The sequence below is a fragment of the Streptomyces sp. 4F14 genome, from assembly GCF_048159485.1.
GTDB lineage: Bacteria > Actinomycetota > Actinomycetes > Streptomycetales > Streptomycetaceae > Streptomyces.
Window position 1 is genome coordinate 35,226 of sequence record NZ_JBLRVY010000039.1, and the last position, 18,203, is coordinate 53,428.

The following is an 18,203-nucleotide window of genomic DNA, read 5'->3' on the forward strand; positions in this document are numbered from 1 at the left end:
CCGGGGGTCACCAGGCGGTGCAGGCCGGCACGGGGGAGTTGTCGGGGTTCCAGTCGAGGGAGGTGTCCTGGTTGAGGATGCGCAGGTAGAGATCGCGCAGGTCCTGGCCCGGCTCGTGGCCGAGCCGCTGGAGGAGCGCGAGCCGGGTACGGCGGTACACGGCCAGGGCGTCGAGCTGCCGTCCGCACCGGTAGAGGGCCACCATGCACTGGCCGGTCATGCGTTCGTGGGGGACCTGGAGTTCGGTGAGGGAGACCAGGTCGGCGACGATGTCGCGGTGGCTTCCGCAGGACAGCGCGATGCCGAAGAGGTCCTCCAGCACGGTCTGGCGCCGGTGTTCCAGGGCACGCAGTTCGGGCCAGGACATACCCGACTCGGCCAGGTCCTCCAGCACCGGCCCCCGGGAGACGGACAGGGCCGCCGTGAGGGCGCGGGTCGCGGTGACCGGGGATCCGGCGAGGTACGCCTGCCGGGACCGGCCGATCAGGGTGAAGAACCGCGTGCAGTCGAGCCGCGCGGGGTCGACGTGCAGCGTGTAGCCGCCCTTGCCGGTGACGAGTTCCAGTTCGGCTCTGGAGGCGGACGAGCCGGCCAGCAGGGCGCGGAGCCTGGCCATCGCCTTGTGCACCATCTTGCCGGCGGTCGCGGGCGGGTTGTTTCTCCACAGGGCGGTCACGAGCCGGTCGGTGGTGACGACGCGATTGTCACGCAGAAGCAGCATCCCGAGGGCTGTGCGCTGGTGAGTTCCGGCAAGAGCGATGGGGGTGTTGTCGGCTACTACTTTCAGCGGACCGAGTACAAAAAAATACATTTTTGCTCTTTCGGCTTCTGCTCTTTCGGCCACAGAAGTGACCTGATGTCTTTCCGTGCCGCAAATACTTCCCCCGCTGTGCTGATCTACCGAATTCGGGGCGAGCCGGGCCCGGGAAACAGCGGGCCGGCGTCGGCGGGTCCGCTGCCGGTGAAGATCACCCCCGAACGCGACGGCGCCTGGTTCAGCACCCACAGTCCGATCAGCGTCGCCAGGGTGAACACGACGGCGATGACCACGGCGAGGACGAGCCGGCGTCGGCGTTCGCGGCGCAGCCACTCGCCGCGGGCCGTGCGGTAGGCGTCCGGGGCGCCCTGTACGCCCTCGGCGAGGGCGGCGAGGGCCTCGGCCAGCTCCCGCTCCGTGCGGTCCGGATCGGTGTCGTTCATCGCCGGGCCTCCATCACCTGGGTCAGCGCGGCGAGTCCGCGCGCGGTGTGCGTCTTCACCGAACCGCCGGAGATGCCCATCGCGGCGGCGATCTCCCCCTCCTTCAGCCCGAGCCAGTGCCGCAGCACGAGCGCCTCACGCTGCCGGGCCGGCAGCTGTTGCAGCGCGCCGATCAGGACGCGCTGGTCGTCGCGGAGCAGCGCGGCGCTCTCGGCGGAGACGACGGTCTCCTCGGGCGGGTTCTCCACATGCTTGCGGGCGACCTGGAGGTGCCGTATCCGCATCCGGGTGAGATTGCAGACCGTGGAGCGCAGATACGCCTCCGCCGCCGCGGCGTCCCTGAGCCGGCGCCACTTCCGGTAGATCTCGTAGTACGCCTCGGCCACCACGTTCTCCGGGTCGTCCGCGCCGAGCAGCGTGGCCAGCCGCAGCATCGGGGTGTAGTGCAGCTCGAAGAGCCGGGCGAGTTCCGACTCGCGTTCCCGCTCCGCCGGGTCGGCCGGTACGGGGGTCAAGGTCCGGGTCTCCACGCGTGGCTCGGCCACCGGTATCGGGTGTCTGCGTCTCATGGCTGGTTCGCTTCCGTCTCCGGGCGCCGCCTGAGCGTCAGGCGGGACGGCAGGTCGGTCAGGTCGGCGCCGCGCGGGACGCCGAGACGTTCGAGGAGGGCGGTGCCGGCCACGGCGACGGTCAGGTTGAGCAGGAGCGCCGCGAAGCCGGCGTAGACCTCCAGCCGCCCGAAACCGAGGGGCACGATCGAGGAGAAACCCTCGCGGACGACCAGCAGGGTTCCGGCCAGCATGCCCACGCCCCAGCCGGCGAGCAGCGCCCGGGGATGCAGCCGCCCGGTGAACAGCCCGATGGCCACGGACGGGAAGATCTGCAGGATCCAGACCCCGCCGAGCAACTGGAGGTTGATCGCGTCCTGGTCGCGCAGCCCGAACACGAACGCGACCGCACCCGCCTTCGCGATGAGCGACACGGCCTTGGCGATCCGGACCTGCCGTTTGGGCGTGGCCGTCGGATGCAGGTACTCGACGTACACGTTGCGCACGAAGCCGGTGGCGGCCGCGATCGACAGCACGGCCGCCGGGACCAGCGCCCCGATGGTGATGGCCCCGAACACCAGCCCGGCCAGCGGGGCCGGCATCAGCCGGTCGACCAGCATCGGTACGGCCGTCTCGGCCTCGCCCTGAGGTACCCGGACTCCGGCCGCGAGCGCCGCGATGCCGAGGAACCCGAACAGCGCCAGCAGCCCCGTCCAGGCGGGCAGCGCCACCGAGACCTTGCGCAGGGTGTCCGGTCCGTCGGCGGCGAACCCCGCCGTCAGGACGTGCGGGTACATGAGCAGGGCGAGCGCCGATCCCAGCGCGAGGGTGGCGTACGCGGGCTGCTGGGGCGGGGTCAGCAGCAGCGCGGAGCCGCCGATCCGCTCGGCCGCTCCGTCGAAGACGGCACCCGGGCCGCCGAGCCGCTCCAGCACCAGCCAGGTGACCGCGGTGAGCGACACGAAGACGGCCACCGCCTTGAGCGCGGAGATCACGGCGGGCGCGCGCAGCCCGTGCCGGTAGGTGGCCACCGCGAGCCCGGCGAACAGGGCCACCATCACCAAGTCCCCCGCCGCGCCCCGCGGATACAACCCGCCGGCCGTCAACACCGCCTGGATGCCGAGCAGTTGGAGTGCGAGGTAGGGCACGGTCGCCAGGATCCCGGTCAGCGCGACCATCAGGGCCAGCGGCGGCGACCCGTACCGCCCGCGCACGAAGTCCGCGGCGGTGACGTAGCCGTGCCGACGGGCCACCGTCCACAGCCGGCTGAGCAGCACGAAGGCGAGCGGGCAGACGAGCACCGTGTACGGCACCGCGAAGAAGGCCGCCGCACCGTTGCCGTACACCAGACCCGGTACGGCGGTGAAGGTGTACGCGGTGAAGATCGTGCCGCCCAGCAGGAACCACGTCCACACCGGGCCCAGCCGGCGGTCGGCCAGCGCCCAGCCCTCCAGGGACGGCAGCCGGTCGCTGGGGTGCAGGCGTCGTGCGGTGACGGCCAGCAGCGACGCCCCGCCGATCACGGCGAGGAACGACGCGGTCATGGTGCCGCTGGCCATGGGTCACCGTCCTTGGGGTGCCTGATCCCTCACGCAAGAGTTGCGTGGTCTGCCGGAACGGAGGACACGGAACCGGCGGGATTTTTTTTGGGATTCGCTGTCATCCGCTTCCGTGGGCCCGGCAACTCTTGCACAGACCGACAGCGAGCAGGAGAGGTGCGCAGGCCATGACGCGGGACGGTCATGGCCCGGTACGGAAGGCGAGGCCGGGGCACTGCCACCGCTCGCCGCCCGTCCACGCACCGCACCGGTGTCGCTGGCCGCGGTCCCCGTCCGATGCCACACCCGCCAGGTTTGGAGCCGCCATGCCCGCAGCCACCCTTGAGTCGCCGGAAAAGGAACGGACATCCCCACGGTCGATCGCTCTGTGGACCGTCGTCGCCCTGCTCGGTGCCGCCGCCTGGGGCGTGCTCGCCCTGGCCCGGGGCGAGCGGATCTCCGCCATCTGGCTGGTGGTCGCCGCGCTCGGTTCGTACGCCATCGCCTACCGCTTCTACTCGCGGTTCATCGCCCGTCGGGTGCTCGAACCCGATGACCGCCGGGCCACCCCCGCCGAACGCCTGGAGGACGGCGTCGACTTCCAGCCGACGGACCGCCGCGTGCTGCTCGGCCATCACTTCGCCGCCATCGCCGGCGCCGGGCCCCTCGTCGGGCCGGTGCTCGCGGCCCAGATGGGCTATCTGCCCGGCACGCTGTGGATCGTGGCCGGGGTGATCTTCGCCGGAGCCGTCCAGGACATGGTGGTGCTGTTCCTGTCCATGCGCCGGGACGGCAAGTCGCTCGGCCAGATGGCACGCGAGGAGATCGGCCGGGTGGGCGGAACCGCCGCCCTGATCGCGGTGTTCGCCATCATGATCATCCTCCTCGGGGTGCTGGCCCTGGTCGTGGTCAACGCCCTCGCCCACTCCCCGTGGGGCACCTTCTCGGTCGGCATGACCATACCGATCGCCCTGTTCATGGGCTTCTGGATGCACCGGATCCGTCCCGGCCGGGTCATCGAGGCCAGCGTCATGGGGGTGGTGCTGCTGCTCCTGGCCATCGTCGGCGGCCGCTGGATCCAGGACTCCTCCCTCGCCGACGTCTTCACGCTCAGCCCGACCGCGCTCGTCCTGTGCCTGATCGGCTACGGCTTCGTCGCCTCCGTGCTGCCCGTGTGGATGCTGCTCGCCCCCCGCGACTACCTTTCCACCTTCATGAAGATCGGCACCATCGCGCTCCTCGCGATCGGTGTGGTCGTCGCCGCGCCGCAGCTGCAGGCGGACGCCGTCAGCAAGTTCGCGACCTCGGGCACCGGCCCCGTCTTCGCCGGCTCCCTCTTCCCCTTCCTGTTCATCACCATCGCCTGCGGCGCCCTGTCCGGCTTCCACGCCCTGATCTCCTCCGGTACGACACCGAAGCTGATCCAGAAGGAGTCCCAGGTCCGCATGATCGGCTACGGCGCCATGCTGATGGAGTCGTTCGTCGCGATCATGGCCCTGATCGCGGCCGCGACCCTGGACCCCGGCCTCTACTACGCGATGAACGCCCCCGCCGGACTCCTCGGCACCACCGCCGAGTCCGCGGCCCACGCGGTCACCGGGCTCGGCTTCACCATCACCCCCGACCAGCTCACCCAGGCGGCCAAGGCGGTGGAGGAGCACACCCTGATCGCCCGCAGCGGCGGCGCCCCGACCCTCGCCGTCGGCATGTCCGAGATCTTCTCCAGCGTCTTCGGCGGCAGCGCGCTGAAGGCGTTCTGGTACCACTTCGCGATCATGTTCGAGGCGCTGTTCATCCTGACCACGGTCGACGCCGGCACCCGGGTCGGCCGCTTCATGCTCCAGGACATGCTCGGCAACGTCTGGAAGCCCATCGGCCGGGTCAACTGGAAGCCCGGCATCTGGCTGTGCAGCGCGCTGGTCGTCGCCGCCTGGGGCTACTTCCTCTACACCGGCGCCACCGACCCGCTCGGCGGAATCAACCAGCTCTATCCGCTCTTCGGCATCGCCAACCAGCTCCTCGCGGCCATCGCCCTCGCCGTCTGCACCACGGTCCTGATCAAGTCCGGGCGGCTGCGCTGGGCCTGGGTCACGGGCGCTCCGCTGGCCTGGATCACCGCGGTCACCTTCACCGCCGGCTGGCAGAAGATCTTCTCCGACAACCCGAAGATCGGCTTCTTCGCCCAGCGGTCCCAGTACGCCGACGCCCTCGACGCCGGAAAGATCCTCGCCCCGGCCAAGACCGTCGACGACATGCACACCGTCATCACCAACTCCACCGTCGACGGCGTCCTCATCAGCCTCTTCCTGGTGCTGGTCGCCCTCGTGCTCGGCAACGCGGCGGTCGTCTGCGTGCGCGCCGTACGGTCCGGCGCCCCGGCGCCGACCACCGAGGCGCCGTACGTCGAGTCCCGCATCGACGTACCCGACCGGACCGCCGAACCGCTGGCCGGAGCCCACCCATGACCGTCCGCCGCTGGGCGCGCGCCGTCCGCTGGTACCTGCGCGAGCTGACCGGAGAAGCGGAGTACGACCGCTACTGCCAACGGCATCTACGCCACCACCCGCTGGCCCCGGTGCCGACCCGCCGCGAGTATCAAATACTGCGCACCGCCCAGCAGGAGAACCGGACACAGGGCCGCTGCTGCTGACTCGCCCAGGGCCGGTGGAACAGCGCTCGCCCGCGCCGTTCCACCGGCCCTGACGGACTGTCGCGTTCGGTCTGCGCGCACCGCGCTGTACCGGAGCCACGCGCTACGGCGGCCGGTTCGCCATGGCCCGTGACGACGTGGGGCCGGCGGTCTTGAGCCGATCGCTCGATCCGCCGTCCCGGCGGGGGACCGGATCGTGTGGGCAGAAACCTTCCGGTGAAACCCGGAGCCGACCTTGTTCCGGCGCGCTGCGTATGCCAAGACAGAGCCGGATCGAAAGGGGAATCGTGACGAGGACCAGGTGATATCCCCGGACATCGCCCCGAAGGCGAAACAGGTCCGAGGGCTCGGCCGATTCCGCCCGCCTGATGGTCGAGGCCGTGAACACGCTCCGGGCCATGGACGCGACAGGCCGGATAGGCGTGCGCACCGAATTCGCGTTCTGCCCTCACGGGACCATGAGCCTTTTCCGTCTTGATCAAGTGGTGAGTCAGAGGACGGCGACGGCCCGGACGACGACGGTGATCCGGGTGGTGCTGCAACGGAGCTTCCGCAGGAGCCGCCGGCATTCGAGGCTGGCCATGGCGTGTTCTCCGAGGCTGCGGATCTTGGCTTGATCGTGGTGGTGACGCCGACGTCGGCCGCGCAGATTCCTGCCTCGGAACGGGACGCGGACAGCAGGGCCCGCGCCCTGGTACGCCTTGTCAGCCCAGCACTTGATCTCGTCGGCGGCGAGAGCGGCGGGAATGCCATGGGTCAGGGCCGCGGTCAGATCGTGCACGGCTCCGGGTAGCGCGTCCGCGGCCCAGATCAGACGGCTGGCTGGATCCGCGAGGGCCTGCACGTTCATCCCGTGGTGCTTCTTCTTCCCTGAGTAGTACGGGCGGTCGGCGGTGATGCGGTCGATCGGCAGCACGGTTCCGTCGAGGATCACGTACGCCGTCTTCCGCACCGTCGTCATGGCCTGTTCCAGCGTGGGCGCCTGAGCGGCCAGGAGGCCGACGGCCTCGCGTATGTACCGGTGGACCGTCGCGATCCCGACGCGAAAACCCGCTGCGAGGCGGCCGATGCCGCCCGCGCGCAGGGGCCGGGGATGCGTCAGCCAGCGAGGTTCTCCTCGACCCACTGGCGGAGGCCAGTGACGGGGATCGCGTGGCGTGCGTTGTGGGTGTCGTCCTTCGCCCACGCGACGCCGCGGCCCTGCGCGAAGACCGCCCGGTACTTCCGTGTCATGTTGTCCGGGTCGGCGGCCAGTTCGTCGAGCAGCGACGGAACCGTCCACACCTCACGGTGGAACGGACGCTTCAGCACGGTCTCGAGTGTCTCGGCCAGTTCGCCGTAGGTGATGGTGTCACCGGCGAGGTAGACGATCTCGTCGCGGATGCGAGGTTCGGCGAAGAGGATGTCCGCGGTGAGGACGCCGATGTCTTCGGGTGTCGTCACGGTGACCGCCGTCTGGAGACTTCCCAGCGCGTTGACGGTGTCGCCGGGCAGGTCCACCATGCCCGAGCCGGGCTCGAAGAGGTAGTTCATGAACATGCCGGTGGAGATGATGACCCACTCGGTCTGGTCCTGGGACCGGAGCAGGTCACGGACGTCCAGCTGGGAGTCGAAGATGTCCTGCGGGCTCCCTCGGCCGATGACGTCGAAGTCGACGCCGAACTGCCACGGGAAGTACCGCGGGACTTTCGCCTGGAGGGCGGCCTGGGCGACCTTCATGGGGGTTTCGAGGCCGGCGGTGATGCCCGTGCACCCGATGACCGTGTCGTAGTCGGCGAAGACGGAGGCGAGCTCGTCGACGGTGTTCTTCACGAGGTCGCCTTCGACGATCTTCACCCCCAGGTTCTTGATCTCAGCGACGTCGCGCTGCTTGTCGGGTGCCGTGGACGCGATGGCGCCGGCCCGCAGGAGCACGCTGACGGAAGAGCCCTCCACGTCCTTCGCTCGTCGGACGACGTTGCGGATGACGGGCATGCCGAGCTCCCCGGCTCCGATGATGAGGATGTCCCGGGAGGTGGGGATCGAGCTGTCGTTGGTCATCTGAAGATCGCTCTCGTGTTCGTCTTTCCCCAGTGTGTTCTGGTCGCTGGGGTCTTGAGAGTCACCGTAAACTTTGACATCAGTGTCAAGGTCAAGTCGCCGGCTGGCGAGGAGGAGCGAGGGATGAAGATCGGCGAGGCCGCCCAGAAGACAGGAGCCCCGGCCCGGATGCTCCGCTACTACGAGCAGCAGGGGCTCATCGAGTCGTCGCGGTCGGCCAACGGTTACCGCGACTACTCGGAGGACCAGGTCGAGCATGCACGTCACGTCCGGGCGCTCGTCGAGGCCGGCCTGTCGACGAGGATGATCAAGATCGTGCTGGACATCGAGGCTCCCTCGGCCCAGGACGCAGCAGGCGCGTGCACCCAGACCCTGGCAGAGGAGCTCGCTCGCGAGCTGCGCGTCGTCGAGAACAGGATCGTGTGCCTGGAGAAGAGCCGAGACGCGGTGATCGACTACCTCCGGCGAACGGGCCACGCAGACCTGCTGACCCCAGCGTGACTCGCAACCCCCGGGACCCGGGGGGGGGAGGGACATGGCGCCCCGACCTGTGGGCGACGTCGTCCAAGCCGTTCACACCCTGCTGGCCGGGCACACGATTCTCTTTCACGGTTGCCCAGCGCGAGAAGGTCCGGTGGGCGCAGCGCCGCCATTGACGAGGCCGCGTGGACGACGATCACTTGCACGGACGCGGCTTTCGACGCCGAGGCCGCCGAGATCGCGTACACCGCCCTCACCGGAAAGCCGCACAAGCGCCCCGGTCATCCTCATGTCCTGGACGGGCAGGGCGAGTTGCTCACCGCTCACCGCTTCCACGCCTGTCCGGTGGACCTGCGGGCCGCTGTGCGTGGCGACGGCACCTGAGGGGACCCCGGCTGGTCGCTTTCAAGGTGCGCGCTGGCTGGACGGACCCCATAGAGGATGCCCAGGGGCCGTTGCGTGATGATGTTTCGTCCGGAGTGCCGTGCTGGCCCTTCCTTGCCGACCCGCGCCCTGGACCAGGCGATCGGAGCCCTCCTCGCTGCCCGCGCAATCCCGGCCGACTGGACATGGTTCGGGGTGCCCCTGCCGGGCCGGGACTCCGCCGAGGGCTTCGCCCGCCAGCTGTTGATCCGCCGTTCCACTGCCAAGAAGCAACTCGCCGGTGGCCGCATCGACTTCGAGTACGCCTGCTTCCTCTTCCACCACCGCGGCGAGGCCGTACGCCGGCCCGGCGTACGGTGAAGGATCGAGGAGAACAACTCCATGCTCGCCCTGGCGTTCCTGACCGTCCAACGCGCCCACCATCCCGAGCCCGAACCGGACGCCGTGCCGCAGGAAGAGACCCCCGGGCAGGCCGACGAAGCGGGGCAAGCCCGGCCGCTGGAGGAAGGAAGCCCCTGTCTCTGATCCGCCTGACCGTCCCGGCCCTCGCCACCGACGGGATCTTCCAGGTGCCTTTCAAACGACACCTCGGACGGCCGCTGACCACCGGACAAGCCGACGTCAACCGCGCACACGCCCCACTCGGCCCGTCGAGCGGGCCTTCGCCCGCCTTGAGTGTCGGAGCGTCACCGCTGAAGACCCTTGCTCAACGACCAAACCCCGCCGAAGAATCGAGTTCAATCCGAATCCGATCCAGTCCCGCGAACAATCGCACCATTTTTCGCCTTGCTCACGTGCGTGCGCGGGACCTTTTTATTGATTCGATTGAACATGTCATTCGCCCGCTGGCTCGGAGTTCGAGTGAGACTGTCCTGGTATTCCGGAATGCCGACGTTCGACCATTCATCGAAAAAGAATATTCCTGGTCGCACCGCGTTCGGATTGTCGATATCTCCCTCCGATGCCTCCGGGTAGAGCTCGCTGAAACATGTGGCACATGGCCGTTTGGTGCCTGCCAGGTAATCCGGGGTCTTGTTTCCGTTACGGATCTTGATACGGCGTTCCGCATGCAGGCCGGGATCACCGTCACTGGCGACCACTACACCCGTCCCAAAGGCGTCCAGAACTCTTCTGTACCTTGCCGATACCTCGGCATCCTCTTGACTGGTCAGCAGTCCAAGTTTCTCGAAGTGGCGCCTCTCCCGACCTACGGCAGCCTCCTTGGATTTTTCGTCCGACGGGCTTCCCGCAGGCCGCTCCTTCTCCCATCCCTGCTCTGTGACCGGTCCACTTTCGAGCGCGGTGCCGATCAGCGACCTCCCGTCACCGAGCCGCTTGTTCAGATACTCGTTCACCTCTTTTTTGTTGGTGGAAATGATCAGATCGCCCTTGTCGCCTATTGCCGCCTGAACCTCGGTGGGATCCATGCCGTCGGCTATCAGATACCTTTTCATGACAGTGCTGATCCAGCGAAGACTCTCCACCTCCGGCTCGTTCTGGTAATCATGCGGCCCCGACTGTGTCTCATTCCTGATCGCGTATTTTCCGTTTGCGCTGACCGTCCACTCGCCCGAACTCCTGAACTTCTCGGTGAGTGCCGCTATGAACATGGCCTTCCGCCCGGCTTCATCTGACGCCCCCGCGCGCTCCTGCTCCGCCGCGAGCGGCGCGGTGACGCCGAATTGCATGAGAGTTCCCTGGCCGGGGGCCGGGCCGAGCTTTCTTTTCTTGTTCGGGGCACGCTGGACCCCGGTGTCCTGCTGACGGCCCGTGGCTCCTGAGGACGAGGGCGCCGGGGCCGCCGGGACGGGCGAAGCCTGTGCCACGACGCGGGACGCGGTGGCGTCGGCCTCGCGTTCGAACTTGTCGGCGGGATCGGACACCTGGAAACCCTGCCCCGTGTCGGAACCCGAGACGGCCCCTCGGCGTTGCTGTACGACGTGGGTCAGCTCGTGGGCCAGCGTGTGCCGGTCCGTGCCGCCCTCACCGAGGACCACGTGGCTGCCCGAGGTGTAGGCCCGAGCGTCGATCTCGGCAGCCGACCGGCGAGCCGCTTCTCCGGTGTGCACCCGCACGTCGGAGAAGTCCGCCCCGAGCCCGCGCTCCATCTCCGCGCGTGTGTCGTCGTCGAGAGGACGTCCGGGGGAACGCAGGACATCGGGAACGGTGGAGCGCTGTACGGGTGGCTCGGCCTGCTGATGCCCGCACTCGGCGTCGTGCTCGTGCCGGTCCTGTTCCTGGATATGCCCGGCCCGGCGGAGCATCTGGACGACCGCCGCATTGCCGACGCTGCTCTGGAGGGCCAGGAGCGGGGGAAACGGCGTCGCGGCGCGGCCTGTGGACGCGCTGGCCGATGACCGGCTGGTCTCCTCCTCGTTGCTCCTTGAACTGCCGTTCGCGCGCACGGATTTCCTCTCGTGTGGGAAGCCTGACGATCCCGCGGCTGCGTCTGGCCGGATGAAGTGCCAGTGGTCAGTGGGGATGGCCGAGCCGATCCGATAGGCCGTCCAGCGGACTGTCTGCTGCGTCAGCTGGGGGCATCACGTGCTTCTACCGCAGGTCAACCGATCCTCGCGGCGGGACACAACGCCGAATCGGCAGTCAGGGATCGCACTCCAGCGGCAGGAAGCCCAGCGACACACCCGTGATGGAACGTTAGGACCCTTCAACAACCCCCGCTATGCAGCGGTTCTCCTTGGCTTGATCTCGCCCCTGCATGAGGCTGCCGGCCTTCCCTCTTCACACCGGGACAATCTCGGCTTCTTGGCCGTGTCCTACGTGGTGAGGCGGATGAGTCGTCTGCGGGACCCGGACAGCCACGACGTTGGGGCGGCCGCGTAGCGGGATGCCCGAAGTGAGGAGACCGCGTTCGCGACGAAGCCGCAGCAGGCGTCGGCCATGGTCACCGACGCGTACGCCGCCGGACTGAAGGCCCGCTGGTTCGCCAGGTCATCGACGGGACCGGAGATGTGGTGACGCGGATGCCGGCGGGAAGCCCGCAGAATGTTCAACGAGATGCGGCCCGGCTCGATGTCCGCCCCGACGGGAACCGGAACGAGAAGGAGCCCGGGACCAGGGTGCCGCGCCACGACATGACCGTCCGCCGCCCCGGCCGAGGCGAGCACCTGGACGGCCGAGGCCGCGCCCTGTACGCCGTACGCCATGGCCTGCGCGCCGCGGAAGGCGCCGAGCCGCGGATCCTGACCTCGATCAGCATTCCGAACTCCTGCTTCAGGACGACAAGTTCCCTGGGGACGAGGTCGCCGCCAGGGGCCACCGGGCTCGTCGAGACCGGTCAGGTCGGCCTCTCGGCCCTCCGCGCCCACTTCACCACCCAGCCGTCTGCGTTCCGAGGACACCGTTCGCCCGTGGCACCGCGCACCGCCACGCCCCGGTCGGCCGCGTCGGTGTCACAAACCCGTGGGGGCGGATTGAGCGCCCGGCACAAGACCGGTCCGGCACCGGCCCAGGACCGGCCCGGCACTGGCGGAGGACCGGCCCGACACCGTCCTGGCCAGGACGGCCGTGGCGTCGAATTCTTTGCAACAGGCTGGCCGCAAATTGCCCGTTGGCGACATTGACCGGTAGCCCGGGCGATTTTACGGTCAGGTCTATTGGCCAGGGCGAGTTGTCGTCGACCTTCGGTGCGTTGCAGTACGCCCTGAACTGTGCGGCTCCGGGTACCGGAGCCGGCCCCGACAACGCTTTGCGACCGCTGATGGAACGAGAGTCAGGCGACTTCATGAGTTCAGGTGGATTCGGCAGCCCGCTCTTCGACGAACACGCGATCGAGGTCTACGGATGGGTTCTGAACAACAAGTACGTCGATTTCGAGGCCGTCGCCCGTGACTTGGGGATCAGCCCGGATCAGGCATCCCGGGCCTTCGAACGGCTGGTCCGGCTCAACGTGGTGCGCGTCGGCCTGGAGAAGGACGCCACAGTGGCCTGGGCCGTCGACCCGGACGCCGCCGCACTCCTGCACACCAGGCCGCTGCACGAGGAGATCCAGCACCAGCAGCTGCGGCTGGAGCGGCTGGCGGAGGACTTCTCCCGGCTCCGCAACCAGTTCGAGCACCGCCGCCACAGCACCGCCGCCTCGATCGAGAACATCTCCAGCCTCGACGAGGTCCGGGCCGCCCTGAACCGGGCCACCGCGGAATGCCGTGAGGAGATGGTCACCATGCAGCCCGGCGGGCACCGCCAGCCGGAGGCCCTGGCAGAGGCCGCCTCCCGCGACAGCGCGCTGCTGTCCAGAGGCGTGCGGATGCGTACGCTCTACCACCACACGGCCCGGTTCAACGGTCCCAGCCAGGTGTACGTGGCCCAGGCCGGCAAACTCGGCGCCGAGTACCGCACCCACCACGAGGTCGTCGGCCGGATGATCATCTTCGACCGTGACCGGCTCGCGTTCGTCCCCATGCTCGGCGACGAGAACGCGGCCGTCGTGACGTCCGAGCCGTCCATCGTCGCGTTTCTGCACCAGGTCTTCGAACAGTTCTGGGCGCACGCCATGCCCTACCAGCCCGCGGCGCCCGAGAACCTGGAGGAGATCGCCAAAGAGGTGGACCCGACGATCATCCAGCTCCTGTCGGCCGGCCTCAAGGACGAGGTGATCGCCCGCCGGATCGGCATGTCCTTGCGGACCACCCGGCGGCACATCGCCGACATCATGAGACTCCTCGGGGCCGAGAGCCGCTTCCAGGCCGGCGTGCTGGCCGCCCAGTCCCTCCAGCAACGGAGCCCGGAGGAGGCCATGTGCCACTACTGCTTCCTCGAAGCTCCGCATCCGTCGGAGCACGCGCGGGAGCGCGGGTGAGTGCCGCGCCGACGATGATGATCAAGGCGCCGAGCGGCTGGTTCCAGGACAGCCGTTCGCCCAGGAACAGCACGCCGCCCAGAGCCGCGAAGACCGGGATGAGATAGGTGACGGTGGAGGCGGCCACCGCTCCGGCGTCACGGATCACCGAGTAGTTGAGGACATAGGCCACACCGGTGCTCAGGATGCCGAGGGCCAGCACACTGGCGACCACGTCCCACGGCAGCCGCACCGGAACGGCCCCCGACAGCGGCTGGACCAGGGCGAGTTGGACGACCGCGCACAGCAATTGCCCGGCCACCAGGGCGAGCGGACTCTCCCGCCGTTCGGCCAGGAAGCGGCGGATGTAGGGAAAGCCGACACCATGGCTGACCGCGGCACCGACGCAGTACAGACTTCCGGTGAGCCCGCCGCCCGAAGGGGCGGTCCATACGCCCAGGACGACCAGGACGCCGGCGAAACCCGCCCCGAGCCCTGCCAGCCGGGCGGCCGTGGCCCGCTCCTGCGGCACGAGGAGCAGGGCCGCGGGCAGGGCCACCAGCGGGACCGTCGCGTTCCAGATGCCCGCGACCGCCGCCGGGACGTGCTGTTCCCCGTACGAGAACAGCACGAACGGCACCGTGTTGGTGAGCAGCGCCGCGACGGCCAGGTGCCACCAGAGCCGGCCGCCGCGCGGCAGCCGGTGCCCGGTCACGGCCAGCACGGCCAGCAGGACGGCCGCCCCGCAGACGGCACGGGCGAAGGCGATCTGCAGAGGATGGAGTACCTCGACGGCGACCTTGACGAAGAGGAAGGACATCCCCCAGGTCATGGACAGCACCGTCAGACGGACGGGCCAGCTGATGCGTCTCACGTCACTCTTCCCGCCCTCACTCGATGGACGTCTTGTGGCACCAGGTCGCCCAGGTGGCGTGCTCATGGGCGTACGCCAAGGTGTGGTGCCGCGCCTCGCCCCCGTCCAGATCGGCCAGCGACCAGACCGTGCCCTCGTCTTCCGGCAGGGCCGGCCGGCCGGGCAGGTACTGGGGCCACTCGGCGCCCAGCCACAGCACACGGCGCTCACGGGACTGTTCGGCCAGCAGGGCCGCGAAGTCGGCGCGCTGCCGGTCGGAGAGATAGGCGAGCACCCAGGTGTGCATGACCACCGGGGTGAGATGCCGGGGGACACCGCTCAGCAGCTTCGGCAGCACATCGAGGACGTCACCGGCGTGGATCGGGACCGGATGGGCCCTCGCCACGGCGGTCGCGGCGCGGGCGCGGGCGGCGCGCTCAGGCTGATCGGGGAAGACACAGGCGTGCAGCCAGCGCATCTCCGTGTCGTCGTGCACGGAGACCGGCGCCAGGTCCAGGCCCATCCGCAGCGCGGGACCGATCCCCGGCTCCGGGTGGACTCCGCCGCCCAGCGGCGGGACCAGGTCACCGAGCAGCTCGCACTTCAGCTGTACGGCGGCCGTGGGCGGGCCCGAGACGTGGACGGTCGGCCGCGAGCGGTGGGTGTAGTAGGTCATGTACCGGTCGAAGTGCAGGTTGAGCCCCGCGCTGGCACCCACCTCCACCAGGGCCAGCTCGGTGCCCGCCAGCTCCCGGGCCACCCGCATCGCCGGGGCGATCAGGGCCGAGCGGTTCACCTCGTTGGTCTGGACGGCACGGGTGGCCATGAGGTCCGAGACCTCGGCCGCGTACGTCTTGAGGAACGACGCCAGCCCGTCGGCGAGCACCGCGTCCGCGGGCAGTTCCCGGCCCGGGGCGCGGAAGATGTCGGCCAGCGGGTGCCGCGCCCCGTCGAGCACGACATGGTGCACGGACGCGAAGAAGAGCAGCGGCATGTTGGAGCCGGGCGGCAGCGGCAGGACCGGCGCCAGCAGGCCCGGATCCGCTCCGGCCAGCCTGGACAGCCGGGCGTACAACTGCGAGTCACGCTCCCGCAGTCCCGCGAACCAGGAGAAGACCGCGCCGGGTCCGGCGTCCGGCGGGGGGACGGACACATCACGTTTCATGGGGTCCCTGTAGGTGCTGTGTGGGCGGTTGGGGGTGGCCGATCGGGGGCCAGGAGATGTCCCTACCCTCTGAGGTTTCCGATCAATGCGTCGAAGACCAGCCGCATCGCCGCGAATTCGACCGGCCTGCTGGTGCGGCCGTTGACGACGAGGGCGAAAGCGGCACCGTACTCGGGCAGATAGCCGCCGAGCACCTGGGACAGGCCCAGATGACCGTACGACCTCCCGGTGAGCCCGGCCGGGTAGCCCCACGGGCGGCCCTTCGCGAGATCGGTCATGACGCCGAGCCCGTAGTCACGTTCACGGTCCAGGTAGCGGTCGTAGCGCACGCCGCGGCGACCGGTGACCATGAGCCGGGCCGTCGCCGGGCTCACCCCGTGGCCGGGTTCGCCGTTCTCCGCCCGGCTCAGCGCCCACCACAACGCGCACACGTCCCGCGCGCTGCCCACCGCTCCGACGGCGGGACTGCCGCCGATGGGAAAGGGCCACGGCTTCGGCTCTCCGGGGCGCGGCCGGACCGGACGCGCACCGCCGGACTGCGGCATCTCGGCGTACAGCGTCCACGGAGCCGCCACGGCCGCCTGCCGGCGCTGGTAGCCCTGGAAGTCGGTCAGGAAACCCAGCGCACCCGTATGAGGGCCGAGCGTGGCGTCGAAATAGTCTCCGAACCGCTGCCCGGTGAGGCGTTCCACCAGATGACCGAGCGCCTCGTAGCCGGCGACCGGGCTGTAGCACGCGTCGGCGTCCGGGTCCCAGCCCTCGTACGGTGCCAGCCGGCAGATCCGGCCGAAGCGGCTGTACAGGTCCTGGCCGCTGTGGGTGAACAGGCCCGGCGACTCGTCCAGGCCGGCGGTGTCCGTCAGCAGCTGCCGCACCGTCAGCCCGCTCTTGCCGTTGACGCCGAACTCGGGCAGGAAACGCGCCAGCGGTTCGTCGGGGTGATGCCCGTCGCGGTTGAGCGCCTCCAGTACGAGGGCGGCGGTGACGGTCCTGGTGTGGTCGGCGAGCGGGAAGCGGGTGGCCCGGGTCAGCTCGTCCCCGTCATGCGTACGCCCGAAGACGAAGCCGAGCTGCTGGCCGTCGGCGCTGCGCACAGCCGCCTGGACCCCGACCGCGGCCCCGCGCTGCACGATCCGCTCGGCGGTCCGGCGCAGCGCGCGCAGCGTGGGCTCCGGCCACGAGGGCGCGGCGAGCGAGGTCCGGGCCCCGGAGACGTCAACGCTCGTCATGGAACGCCACTTTCGTCACCATGTCGATCACCGGCCGCGGCCCCGGTGCCTGACCGTCGCTCGGCGTGCCCACGAACAGCCAGCCCAGGAGTTCCTCCGCGGGCGCCAGGTCCAGGAACCCCCGGACCGACGGCGCGGACAGCAGATCGCCGGTGCGCCAGATCGAGGCGTAGCCGTGGCCGTGCAGGGCCAGGCTGAGGCCGTAGACGATGGAGGCGATGGTGCTGAGCTGTTCCCACCGGGGCACCTTGGAGCCGGTCACGGGGCAGAAGACGATGCTGACGAGCAGCGGTGCGCGCAGCGCCTTGGCCAGCTGCCGGGGCCGTTCCGTGAGGGGGCGGTCCGCCGCCATCGCCTCGCCGAGTTTCTCCCGGCCGCTGCCGCGCAGCACGATCAGCCGCCAGGGCCGGAGCCTGCCGTGGTCGGGGGCGCTGGCCGCGGCCTCGATCAGCGCGAGCAACTCGGCGTCGTCCGGCGCCGGTTCGCTGAGCCGGGGGTGGCTGCGGCGGCTGGTGAGCGCGTCGGTGACGCTCATGCGCGCGGCGCGCGGCGGCCGGTTCACGGTCCCCGCCGCCGGCGGGTTGCCCGGCCTCACTTGGCCATCACCGACAGCGCGGGGGGCAGTTCGGGACGGCTCGCGGCCATCCGCTCGTAGTCCGCGAGGATCTCCTCCGCCATGACGCCCTTGCGGCGGACGGTGAAGTTGGTGAGGTTCACGATGGTGGTGGCCCGGCCCTGGTCGTTGAGGTACGTCGCCGGCCCCGCGTCGACGCTGAAGTCGGCGGCTTTGCGCAGTGACTCGGGGATGTCCTGGTAGGTGTAGCTGTTGCCCTCCCCGGACAGGTTGGCCGAGGAACCCACGAGCAGGATCCCCCGGTCCTCGGCGAGGGAGACCATGTGCTCGACGAACGGACCGGTGTTGAGGAAGACCGCCATCGTCTCGTCGATCCGGCACCGCGACAGCACCCAGGGGTCCAGCCGCCGCACGGCGGGGGCGTCGGGGTCCAGCCGCCACACCACCGCGACAGGGGTCCAGTCGGCCAGCTCCTCGATCCAGGCGCGCAGTACGCCCGGCATCGGCCGCATGACCGAGTCGAAGGTCTTGCCGCTGCCGGCGGCTATGCACGGGTTGTCGTACCTGCGGCCCTTGAAGTCGTACATCTTCTCGATGCTGGCGCGTGAATGGCCCAGGAAGCTGTAGCCGACGTTGGCGGGGACGATGGCCAGCCCTTGCCGGTCCACGATGGAGTCGAAGGCGGTCTGCGCCGCCTGGGGGAGGAGCGTGGTGAAGTCGGTCATCTGAAGCCCTGTCTGATGAGGT

The 18,203-nt window shown here is 69.5% G+C and carries 18 protein-coding genes and 2 pseudogenes; 7 read left to right on the forward strand and 13 right to left on the reverse strand.

From position 1 onward, the window contains the following. Positions 1-7 precede the first annotated feature (7 nt). From ACLZOT_RS43845 to ACLZOT_RS43860, 4 genes are all read right to left on the reverse strand, one after another. Positions 8-721 (reverse strand): AfsR/SARP family transcriptional regulator, encoded by a 714-nt coding sequence (locus ACLZOT_RS43845; protein WP_416974840.1) that lies wholly within the window; start codon positions 719-721, stop codon positions 8-10. Positions 722-897: 176 nt separating this feature from the next. After that, positions 898-1,200, reverse strand: a complete 303-nt coding sequence (locus ACLZOT_RS43850; protein WP_416974841.1) for a hypothetical protein — start codon at positions 1,198-1,200, stop codon at positions 898-900. Then, the gene (locus ACLZOT_RS43855; protein WP_416974842.1) at positions 1,197-1,769 is read right to left on the reverse strand and encodes a sigma-70 family RNA polymerase sigma factor; all 573 of its coding nucleotides are present in this window, start codon (positions 1,767-1,769) and stop codon (positions 1,197-1,199) included. The genes ACLZOT_RS43850 and ACLZOT_RS43855 overlap by 4 nt, the downstream gene beginning before the upstream one ends. Further along, on the reverse strand, positions 1,766-3,307 hold the full coding sequence (locus ACLZOT_RS43860; protein WP_416974843.1) for a sodium:solute symporter family protein: 1,542 nt from the start codon (positions 3,305-3,307) through the stop codon (positions 1,766-1,768). Before ACLZOT_RS43860 ends, ACLZOT_RS43855 begins: the two co-directional genes overlap by 4 nt. 305 nt (positions 3,308-3,612) lie before the next feature. On the opposite strand from ACLZOT_RS43860, the gene ACLZOT_RS43865 reads away from it, so the two are divergent. Continuing rightward, complete coding sequence (locus tag ACLZOT_RS43865) at positions 3,613-5,751, forward strand: carbon starvation CstA family protein (protein WP_416974844.1); 2,139 nt, start codon at positions 3,613-3,615, stop codon at positions 5,749-5,751. Beyond that, complete coding sequence (locus tag ACLZOT_RS43870) at positions 5,748-5,936, forward strand: YbdD/YjiX family protein (protein WP_416974845.1); 189 nt, start codon at positions 5,748-5,750, stop codon at positions 5,934-5,936. Before ACLZOT_RS43865 ends, ACLZOT_RS43870 begins: the two co-directional genes overlap by 4 nt. Positions 5,937-6,426: 490 nt before the next feature. Here ACLZOT_RS43870 and ACLZOT_RS43875 read toward each other — a convergent pair. Continuing rightward, positions 6,427-6,999 (reverse strand): annotated as a pseudogene (locus tag ACLZOT_RS43875) (transposase family protein); the annotation flags it as partial. A 35-nt stretch (positions 7,000-7,034) separates the two neighbouring features. Continuing rightward, on the reverse strand, positions 7,035-7,976 hold the full coding sequence (locus tag ACLZOT_RS43880) for an aromatic alcohol reductase (protein WP_416974846.1): 942 nt from the start codon (positions 7,974-7,976) through the stop codon (positions 7,035-7,037). 15 nt (positions 7,977-7,991) lie between these two features. On the opposite strand from ACLZOT_RS43880, the gene ACLZOT_RS43885 reads away from it, so the two are divergent. From ACLZOT_RS43885 to ACLZOT_RS43900, 4 genes are all read left to right on the forward strand, one after another. Then, positions 7,992-8,477: a MerR family transcriptional regulator gene (locus ACLZOT_RS43885; protein ID WP_416974847.1), complete on the forward strand. Its 486-nt coding sequence runs from the start codon at positions 7,992-7,994 to the stop codon at positions 8,475-8,477. Positions 8,478-8,588: 111 nt separating this feature from the next. Then, complete coding sequence (locus ACLZOT_RS43890) at positions 8,589-8,840, forward strand: hypothetical protein (RefSeq protein WP_416974848.1); 252 nt, start codon at positions 8,589-8,591, stop codon at positions 8,838-8,840. 114 nt (positions 8,841-8,954) lie between these two features. Next, complete coding sequence (locus tag ACLZOT_RS43895; RefSeq protein WP_416974849.1) at positions 8,955-9,200, forward strand: hypothetical protein; 246 nt, start codon at positions 8,955-8,957, stop codon at positions 9,198-9,200. A 21-nt stretch (positions 9,201-9,221) separates the two neighbouring features. Further along, on the forward strand, positions 9,222-9,365 hold the full coding sequence (locus ACLZOT_RS43900) for a hypothetical protein (protein ID WP_416974850.1): 144 nt from the start codon (positions 9,222-9,224) through the stop codon (positions 9,363-9,365). Between the two features lie 212 nt (positions 9,366-9,577). On the opposite strand, the gene ACLZOT_RS43905 is transcribed toward ACLZOT_RS43900, so the two are convergent. Both ACLZOT_RS43905 and ACLZOT_RS43910 read right to left on the reverse strand, forming a co-directional pair. After that, positions 9,578-11,245: a DUF4157 domain-containing protein gene (locus ACLZOT_RS43905; RefSeq protein ID WP_416974851.1), complete on the reverse strand. Its 1,668-nt coding sequence runs from the start codon at positions 11,243-11,245 to the stop codon at positions 9,578-9,580. Between the two features lie 369 nt (positions 11,246-11,614). Continuing rightward, complete coding sequence (locus ACLZOT_RS43910; protein ID WP_416974852.1) at positions 11,615-12,004, reverse strand: hypothetical protein; 390 nt, start codon at positions 12,002-12,004, stop codon at positions 11,615-11,617. A 578-nt stretch (positions 12,005-12,582) separates the two neighbouring features. Between ACLZOT_RS43910 and ACLZOT_RS43915 the strand changes: the two genes are divergently transcribed. Then, on the forward strand, positions 12,583-13,656 hold the full coding sequence (locus ACLZOT_RS43915) for a LuxR family transcriptional regulator (RefSeq protein ID WP_416974853.1): 1,074 nt from the start codon (positions 12,583-12,585) through the stop codon (positions 13,654-13,656). Positions 13,657-13,711: 55 nt separating this feature from the next. On the opposite strand, the pseudogene ACLZOT_RS43920 reads toward ACLZOT_RS43915, so the two are convergent. The 5 genes and pseudogenes from ACLZOT_RS43920 to ACLZOT_RS43940 form a co-directional block, all read right to left on the reverse strand. Next, a pseudogene (locus ACLZOT_RS43920) lies at positions 13,712-14,575 on the reverse strand (DMT family transporter); the annotation flags it as partial. Continuing rightward, positions 14,526-15,653: a DUF2332 domain-containing protein gene (locus tag ACLZOT_RS43925; protein ID WP_416974854.1), complete on the reverse strand. Its 1,128-nt coding sequence runs from the start codon at positions 15,651-15,653 to the stop codon at positions 14,526-14,528. The gene ACLZOT_RS43925 and the pseudogene ACLZOT_RS43920, both read right to left, overlap by 50 nt. Positions 15,654-15,715: 62 nt before the next feature. After that, entirely contained in the window at positions 15,716-16,882 is a 1,167-nt protein-coding gene (locus ACLZOT_RS43930; RefSeq protein WP_416974855.1) for a serine hydrolase domain-containing protein, read from the reverse strand. Next, the gene (locus ACLZOT_RS43935; RefSeq protein WP_416974856.1) at positions 16,869-17,417 is read right to left on the reverse strand and encodes a nitroreductase; all 549 of its coding nucleotides are present in this window, start codon (positions 17,415-17,417) and stop codon (positions 16,869-16,871) included. The genes ACLZOT_RS43930 and ACLZOT_RS43935 overlap by 14 nt, the downstream gene beginning before the upstream one ends. A 56-nt stretch (positions 17,418-17,473) precedes the next feature. Further along, positions 17,474-18,181: a Sua5/YciO/YrdC/YwlC family protein gene (locus tag ACLZOT_RS43940; RefSeq protein WP_416974857.1), complete on the reverse strand. Its 708-nt coding sequence runs from the start codon at positions 18,179-18,181 to the stop codon at positions 17,474-17,476. Positions 18,182-18,203: the final 22 nt, after the last annotated feature.